The sequence below is a fragment of the Roseomonas sp. HF4 genome, from assembly GCF_005222755.1.
Classification (GTDB): Bacteria; Pseudomonadota; Alphaproteobacteria; order Acetobacterales; family Acetobacteraceae; genus Neoroseomonas.
Genome location: NZ_STGD01000027.1, coordinates 22,622 through 30,542, shown reverse-complemented (window position 1 = coordinate 30,542; position 7,921 = coordinate 22,622). Strand labels below are relative to the sequence as shown.

At 62.0% G+C, this 7,921-nt stretch carries 9 protein-coding genes; 5 read left to right on the top strand and 4 right to left on the bottom strand.

Translation table 11 applies throughout. The features are described from left to right. Positions 1-192: 192 nt before the first annotated feature. Positions 193-510: a hypothetical protein gene (locus tag E8M80_RS24690; RefSeq protein WP_137128393.1), complete on the bottom strand. Its 318-nt coding sequence runs from the start codon at positions 508-510 to the stop codon at positions 193-195. Positions 511-582: 72 nt separating this feature from the next. After that, the gene (locus tag E8M80_RS24685; RefSeq protein WP_170979624.1) at positions 583-1,143 is read right to left on the bottom strand and encodes a peptidoglycan-binding protein; all 561 of its coding nucleotides are present in this window, start codon (positions 1,141-1,143) and stop codon (positions 583-585) included. Between the two features lie 188 nt (positions 1,144-1,331). Here E8M80_RS24685 and E8M80_RS24680 point away from each other — a divergent pair, with 188 nt between their 5' ends. Further along, the gene (locus tag E8M80_RS24680; protein ID WP_137128391.1) at positions 1,332-2,105 is read left to right on the top strand and encodes a class II aldolase/adducin family protein; all 774 of its coding nucleotides are present in this window, start codon (positions 1,332-1,334) and stop codon (positions 2,103-2,105) included. 67 nt (positions 2,106-2,172) lie between these two features. Here E8M80_RS24680 and E8M80_RS24675 read toward each other — a convergent pair whose 3' ends face one another. Both E8M80_RS24675 and E8M80_RS24670 read right to left on the bottom strand, forming a co-directional pair. Beyond that, complete coding sequence (locus E8M80_RS24675; protein ID WP_137128390.1) at positions 2,173-3,054, bottom strand: hypothetical protein; 882 nt, start codon at positions 3,052-3,054, stop codon at positions 2,173-2,175. Beyond that, the gene (locus tag E8M80_RS24670; RefSeq protein ID WP_137128389.1) at positions 3,051-4,340 is read right to left on the bottom strand and encodes an AAA family ATPase; all 1,290 of its coding nucleotides are present in this window, start codon (positions 4,338-4,340) and stop codon (positions 3,051-3,053) included. Before E8M80_RS24670 ends, E8M80_RS24675 begins: the two co-directional genes overlap by 4 nt. A 108-nt stretch (positions 4,341-4,448) precedes the next feature. On the opposite strand from E8M80_RS24670, the gene E8M80_RS24665 reads away from it, so the two are divergent. Genes E8M80_RS24665 through grxD form a run of 4 tightly spaced genes read left to right on the top strand, consistent with a single transcriptional unit; the run spans position 4,449 to position 7,872 of the window. Further along, entirely contained in the window at positions 4,449-5,015 is a 567-nt protein-coding gene (locus tag E8M80_RS24665) for a transposase (protein WP_137128388.1), read from the top strand. A 51-nt stretch (positions 5,016-5,066) separates the two neighbouring features. Beyond that, positions 5,067-7,289 (top strand): phosphoribosylformylglycinamidine synthase subunit PurL, encoded by a 2,223-nt coding sequence (purL, locus tag E8M80_RS24660; RefSeq protein WP_137128387.1) that lies wholly within the window; start codon positions 5,067-5,069, stop codon positions 7,287-7,289. Then, entirely contained in the window at positions 7,289-7,537 is a 249-nt protein-coding gene (locus E8M80_RS24655) for a BolA family protein (protein WP_137128386.1), read from the top strand. The genes purL and E8M80_RS24655 overlap by 1 nt, the downstream gene beginning before the upstream one ends. After that, positions 7,534-7,872 carry a Grx4 family monothiol glutaredoxin gene (gene grxD, locus E8M80_RS24650; RefSeq protein ID WP_137128385.1) on the top strand — a complete coding sequence of 113 codons (339 nt, stop codon included), beginning with the start codon at positions 7,534-7,536 and terminating at the stop codon, positions 7,870-7,872. The genes E8M80_RS24655 and grxD overlap by 4 nt, the downstream gene beginning before the upstream one ends. Positions 7,873-7,921: the final 49 nt, after the last annotated feature.

Here is a 7,921-nt window from a genome sequence, read left to right as displayed (position 1 = left end):
GGCCGGCCGGCCGCCCTTCGTGCCGTCCGCCCGCGGCACCGCCCGCTCCAGCTCGGCGCGGAACATGGCAAAATCCACCAGCGCCCCGATCCGCTCGAGGTCATCGCCCTTGGCCGACAGCTCCCGCAGCCGCTCCTCCACATCGAAGAAACCCGGCTGCCGAACCATCGCCATCCCCCGCGCCAATCCGCGTCAGTGAATCAGCCGAACGGCTTCAGGGCGAGGGGTTTCTGGAGGTGTCCACCTGATCCGCCGCCGCCACGCCAGGCCGAATAGGGTGCGGGTGATCACCACCTCCCGCCGGTCCGCGTGGATGTCCACACGCCGCCGCCACAGCACCCACAGCACGAAGAGGACGTAGAGCGGCACCAGGGCGAACAGCGGTGCGTACCACGCCGGCCCGCCGCCCGAGGCCAGGCCGCCCGTCATCACGAACAGCAGCGCCGTCGCGACCCCGATCGCCACCTTGGCCGGCCCGCCGGGCCGCTCGTCGCCGAAGGACAGGGACATGCTTGGCAGCCCGGGGCGGGGTCCGCCGCCGCCGCTGCCAAGCCTACGCGACGTGACCGCCGCGCGCGCGGCCTACCGCAGCGGCGCTTCCAGGTTGCTCGGGTTCAGCCCCAGCGCCTGCGCGGTGGCGGGGTTGATCTGGCCGCTCGCCTCCAGGCCACGGCCGCGCTGGAAACGCTCGAGCGCCGTCTGCGTGCCGGCACCCCACACCCCATCGGCGCGCGACTGGTAGAAGCCCAGCGCCCGCAGGCGCATCTGCACATGGCGCACGGCGCGCGGGCTGAGCGCCGTGGCCGGCGCCACCGCCACCGGCTCCATCACCGCCGGCGGCAACAGCCGCGGCATGCTCACGCCCAGCGCCTGGGCCGTCGCCAGGTTGACCGACCCCGTCACGGCCAGCCCCCGCGCCTGCTGGAAGCGGTCGAGCGCCGCCTGGCTCTCCGGCCCCCAGACGCCATCGGGCGCGCCGGTATAGACGCCGGCCTCCCGCAGCTGCTCCTGCACCGCCGAGGTCGCCGAGGGCGTGAGCGGCTGCACGAAGGACAGCGGCGCCGGCGCCTGCGCCAGGGCGGGCGCGGCGGCGATCGCGGCGATGATCAGGGCGGTGCCCAGGGTGCGTGAGATGGCACGCATGGCAAAATCCTCCGTCGTCCTGGGGAGAACGGTTTGTGGCGCCGGAGGTTGCGGGGCCGCGGGAGGAGAGGCAGACGCAGGGGCTCTGCCCCTGCACCCCGGCAGGAAACTCAGTTTCCTGCACCTTCGGACTGTTGGGCGGGCGCGCCTTCGGTGGCACCATGCGCGGCATTGCATGAGGACGGACCATGGACAGCATCCAGAACACGCCGCAGGACATGCTCGAAGCGCAGCGCCGCCAGGCGCGCATCGACCTCGCGGCGGCCCACCGCCTCGCCGTCCTCGACGACTACCACGAGGCCATCGACAACCACTTCACCCTGCTCGTCCCCGGCCGCCCGCGCCGCTTCTACCTCAACGAATTCGGCCTCCATTGGAACGAGGTCACCGCCAGCAACCTCATCGAGGTCGCCTTCGACGGCACCGTCGTCGAAGGCCGCGGCCCCGCCGACCGCAGCGCCATCTGCATCCACGCCCCCATCCACGAAGCCACCGGCGCCGCCTGCGTGCTGCACACCCACATGCCCTACTGCACGGCATTGTCGCAGCTCGAGGACATGACGGTCGAGATGACCGGCCAGGGCGCCCTGCAATTCGAAGGACGCATCGCCTACGACTACGACTACAACGGCTTCGCCCACGAACACGCCGAGGGCGAACGCATGGCCGCGCTGATGGGCGACAAGGTCGTGCTGATGATGGCCAACCACGGTGTGGTGGTGATCGGCGACACCGTGGCGCAGGCCTACCGCCGGCTCTACTTCCTCGAACGATCTTGCCGCACGCAGCTGTTTTCGATGTGGACCGGCCAGCGCCGCCGCTTCGTGGCACCCGAGGTGCTGGAGAAGATGCGCGAACAGGCCGGCTGGAAAGACCCGACCATGGCCATGGGCGCATCCGACTACTACTTCGCCGCGATGAAGCGGATGCTGGACCGGACGCAGCCGGATTATGCCGAGTAGGGGGGAGGCTTTGCAGGAGCTCTGCCCCTGCTCCCCGGCAGAAACTCACTTCCCTGCACCTCCGAAGTTACGCTAGCGCGCTACTTTGATGTTGCAAATGAGAATGATACTCGGGCAAGGAACTAGCGCGAAGTGCGGCAACAGCCTCCCCAATAAGCATTCTCATGAAGAGATTATAGGTCATTTTAACGGACGGGCGTAATGACAGAAACATACTAGAAACGCAATGATATACTGTTCTGGAAACCAGCTTCCCAAAACATGACAGAATTACTTCTGATTCTATGAATTTTTTTACTTTTCGGGGTGAACGTTGATATCCGATTGATGATAATCTTTCTCTAAGTTTATCATGTTTCACGGACGGGCAATTCTGTAGATCTATGCAAAATAGAGGGCTGCCTCGATCAAAAATCGACAATTTATTTCGCGCATGAAGAGCGATATCGACTTCAACCCAGGACTTTATGTCACCGCTAAATGCAAGAAGCTTTTCACGAAGCGCCTCCTTCATCGCACTACCATCCTCACCCCCTCCAGCCAGTCGATCAATCAGACCGAACAAAATAGGCAATTGAACAACATCATTTTCCCAGCTATATCCAAAAGTATATGCGGTACGCGCGCAAGGCATTGTGCGATTAAGATGTAAGTCAAAATCTTGGTCTCGGCAAATAGTTATCGTACTAATATTTAGATTGTTAATATCGAGTTGAATTTTCTTTAGCGTTTCTTTGCATCCTATCGACTTAAAATGACAGCGTCGACCATTTGGGAAAATAGATAGAACTGAACTCCAGTAATGCGTGTCTAGTGTCCCATCAGTTTGGTCTGTAGCCAGCGCTTCATTGTACGTAATAGACGGACCCCCTTCACAAAAAACGACCACGTCCGCTCTAAAAAATACATGAAGACTTCTAAGACCGCTGGCTGTTCTTCTTAAGGTCACTTTATTACATCCTCCATATCAATCGTTTTTTCCGTAAGGTTCCCAACAATATCAGGAGAGTGCGTCGCAACAATAATTTGAGCATTCGGATTGAGGGCTCGCAAACTCCCAATCAATCGCTCCTGCCAAATGACATGCAACGATAGCTCAGGTTCATCTGCAATGAATATTGCAGGATTCTGTCGTTGCAACAAAGTCTCACTCATCAAAATAAGGAGCTGCTTCTCGCCGCTGGAAAGCATCTGAGGAAGCAATGTTTTTCCTGACCTCGACAAGAATTTGAGTTCATTGCTCTCGCTGAAAGTCATCTTCTTTCTGCGAAAAAGTTGGTCAGCAATCTCCTGAAATTTGTCTCTATGTGAGAATATGATTTTGAGTCTGTCTTGAAGTTCCCCCCAACGTCGCACGACATCCTCGATGCGCTGCAGACTCGCGAGAAATAATGCATCATTTAGAAGAATTGTTTTATTTTTGGAGTCCTTGGATCTGATCTGTATTTTATCTGCCAGCATCAAAAAATCACTCATGCGTGATGCAGTCTGCTCAGACACATGCAATTCAGCGAATATTTTTTGTAGCGACTCTTTATACATCTCAATCCGCTGCAATCTTTCAAATTCGATTGGATCTGCATTCTCTGCCTGGTGCAGAAGAGAAATAAACAATGACTCTTGAAATACCCTAATTTCATCGTCTTTACTTTTCGAAAGAGTAGCAAAATACTTTACTAAATCATTTGATAAAGATTCTAGCTTTTGATCGATAGATGACTCAAACGAACGACTTTCGCCCGCGCGCTCAAACGGAGAAATTCGATGAACTGACAACCAGTTAACGGAAACAAGATTTTGTAACTCGGCCCTTATTCCTGATTGATATCTTCTATAATACTCCATATGTCTACTCTCATGAATAAATCTTCTAAGCAATATTTGTTCTTCATCTTCGTCTAGTGAGAACCGTCGTTCTTTTGAGTGTGGTTTTCCCGTATTAATAGTGTATTCTATAATTTCAACAGGCCTATCTTTTCTTTTTGTTTTCTCAACAGATATTGTTGGTTTGATGTTTCCTTTAATTGGCCGAAGATTTATAGTTATCTTTCGAAATGGTAATCGGTCTAGTGTCCTAAAATCTGCTGTAAGTGCAGAAGCAATAAGATTGATAAGCGTAGTTTTCCCGGTTCCATTTTGACCGATAAAAAACGCAACATTCTGATCAATCTTAACGGGGAAACTGTAGCTATCCCAGAAGCCTTCAACGTCAATTTTTTCTATCGTATGCATCATCGATCCTCACCTCGGCCTAGGATATCAAAGTGGATGAGTTTCTCAACCACAGAATGGCACGCCGAAAATGTCCTTGCGCGGCCACCATGATAAGATTATTATCCTGAAATGCGCCCCCACCCCCTCACCCCCACCCAATTCCTCGCCCTCCTCCCCTACATCCTCCCCCGCTCCCCCGCCGGCCGCTCCATCGGCGACCTCCGCGGCCGCATGAACGCCATATTCCACCTCGCCTGCACCACCGCCCCCTGGCGCGCCCTCCCGCCCGAACACGGCAAGCCCGACACCGTCTCCCGCTACTTCCGCCGCCTCACCCATGCCGGCCTCTGGGAACGCCTGCTCGAAGCCCTCAAGGAAAACGATCCCAAGCACCCCCTGAACGAGATCGCCCCCCTCATCTTCCGCGCCTGCCGCCGCGCCGTGCGGCTCCGGGGGCTGAAATTCCTCGTCCTCATCCGCCGCCTCGGCTTCCTCCAGGCCCTGAACGGCCCGCCGGACAAGCTCCCCAACCCCGATTTGTCCGAAAGCCTCAGGCACACGCGCTTTCCGCCCTACCCCGAAACGAAAGCGCAGTTCGCCGCGTTCTTCGCCCTCACCAAGGCGCTCAGACAGCTCCATCGCATCGTCGGCGGCGTGAAGCACCTCACCCGCCAGCAGCGCCTCGGCTGGTCATGACCCGCGCACACCCCCTGGACAGCAGCCCCCGGCCTGCCGACAAGGCTGCCCATGACCGCCGCCACGCCCACGCCGCTCGACCCCGCCCGCGCCGCCCAGCTCGCCGCCGAATTCGGCCTGAAGCCGGAGGAATACGACCGCGCGCTGGCCATCCTCGGCCGCACCCCCTCGCTGACCGAGCTCGGCGTGTTCTCCGTGATGTGGTCGGAACACTGCTCCTACAAATCCAGCCGCATCTGGCTGAAGGAACTCCCCACCAAGGCCCCCTGGGTCATCCAGGGCCCCGGGGAGAATGCCGGCGTCATCGCCATCGGCGATGGCCTGGCCGCCGTCTTCAAGATGGAAAGCCACAACCACCCGAGCTGGATCGAGCCCTACAACGGCGCGGCCACCGGCGTCGGCGGCATCCTGCGCGATGTCTTCACCATGGGTGCGCGCCCCATCGCCAACCTCAACGCGCTCCGCTTCGGCAGCCCGGATGCGCCCCGCATGCGCCAGGTGATCGATGGCGTGGTCCGCGGCATCGGCGGCTACGGCAATTGCGTGGGCGTCCCCACCGTGGGCGGGGAGGTCAACTTCCACCCCGCCTACAACGGCAACCCGCTGGTCAATGCCATGACGGTCGGCATCGCGAAGGCCGACCGCATCTTCACCGCGGCCGCGACCGGCGTGGGCAACCCGGTGGTCTATGTCGGCTCCAAGACCGGGCGCGACGGCATCCACGGCGCCACCATGTCGTCGGCCGAATTCTCGGCGGACAGCGAGGAGAAGCGCCCCACGGTCCAGATCGGCGACCCCTTTGCCGAAAAGCTCCTGATCGAGGCCTGCATGGAGCTGATGGCGACGGATGCCATCGTCGCCATCCAGGACATGGGCGCGGCGGGGCTCACCAGCAGCGGCGTCGAGATGGCCGGCAAGGGCGGCATGGGCGTGGAACTCGTGCTGGACAACGTCCCGCAGCGCGAGGACGGCATGACCGCCTACGAGATGATGCTGAGCGAGAGCCAGGAGCGCATGCTCATGGTCCTCAAGCCCGGCCGGGAAGCGCAGGCGCAGGCCATCTTCACCAAGTGGGAGCTGGACTTCGCGGTGATCGGCCACCTCACCGACACCGGCCGCATCGTCATCCGCCACAAGGGCGAGGTCGAGGCAGACATCCCCCTCGCCCCGCTCGAATCCGAAGCCCCCCTGTATCGCCGCCCGACAGAGGACACGCCGCCGCAGCCGGAGCTGGACGCCGCCGCCGTGCCCGACCCGATCGGCATCGAGGCGGCGCTGATGCGCCTCGTCGCCTGCCCCGACCTCTGTTCCCGCCGCTGGATCTGGGACCAGTACGACAGCCTGGTGAACGGCCAGACGGTGAAGCGCCCCGGCGCGGCGGATGCCGCCATCGTGCGGATCGAGGACCACGACCGCGCGCTCGCCATGACCACCGACTGCACGCCCCGCTACGTGGTGGCGGACCCGGTCGAGGGCGGCAAGCAGGCGGTGGCCGAGGCCTGGCGCAACATCACCGCCACGGGCGCCCTGCCGCTCGCCATCACCGACAACATGAACTTCGGCAACCCCGAGAAGCCGCGCATCATGGGCCAGTTCGCAGGTGCCGTGCGCGGCATGGCGGCGGCCTGCACCGCGCTCGACTTCCCGGTGATCAGCGGCAATGTCTCCCTCTACAACGAGACGGAAGGCCGCCCGATCCTGCCCACGCCCGCCATCGGCGGCGTCGGCGTGCTGGACGATGCCGCGCAGGCCATCGGCCTCGGCCTGCCCGCGGGCGCGGACCTGGTGCTGGTCGGCACCACCGCCGGCTGGCTCGGCCAGTCCCTCTGGCTGCGGGAGATCGCTGGGCGGGAGGAGGGCGCGCCGCCGCCCGTCGACCTCGCCGCCGAGCGTCGCCACGGGGATTTCGTCCGGGCGCGGATCCTGGGCGGCGAGGTGCTGGCCTGCCACGACTGCGCCGATGGCGGCCTGCTCGTCACGGTCGCGGAGATGGCGATGGAGACCGGCGTCGGCGCCACCCTCGCGCCCCCACCGGCGGGCGTGCCGGAGCACGCCTTCTGGTTCGGGGAGGACCAGGGCCGCTACGTGGTCGCGGTGGCCGATGCGAAGGCCTTCCTGGCCGCGGCCGGGGCGGGGGGCGTGCCGGCCATGCCGCTCGGCCGGTCGGGCGGCGGGGACTTGGTTCTGCCCGGTGGCCGGTCCATATCGATCGCAGCGCTCAGGGATGCGAACGAATCGACCCTGCCCGCGCTGATGGAAGGGAGGCGGTCCTGATGGCGATGCAACCGGCGGAGATCGAGGCGCTGATCAAGGCGGCGCTGCCCGATGCCGACGTGACCATCGAGGATCTCGCCGGGGATGGCGACCACTACGCCGCCAAGGTGGTCTCGGAGACCTTCCGCGGCATCTCCCGCGTCAAGCAGCACCAGATCGTCTACGCCGCGCTGCAGGGCCGCATGGGCGGCGTACTGCATGCGCTGGCCCTCCAGACCTCCGCGCCGGAACAGGAACCGACCCGATGAGCAACCCGACCTTCGACCGCATCCAGGCCGACATCACGGAGAACCCCGTGGTCCTTTTCATGAAGGGCACGCCGGTCTTCCCGCAATGCGGCTTCAGCGCCCGCGTGGTGCAGATCCTCAGCCACATGGGCGTGCCCTTCAAGGGCGTGAACGTGCTGGAGGACATGGAGATCCGGGAAGGCATCAAGTCCTTCACCAACTGGCCGACGATCCCGCAGCTGTATGTGAAGGGCGAGTTCGTCGGCGGCTGCGACATCATCATGGAGATGTTCCAGTCGGGCGAGCTCGGCACGCTGCTGAACGAGAAGGGCGTGCCCCACAAGGCCGAGGCCTGACGCGGCGCCGGGACCGTGCCTCGCGGCATGGTCCCGGCAGCCTCGCTCC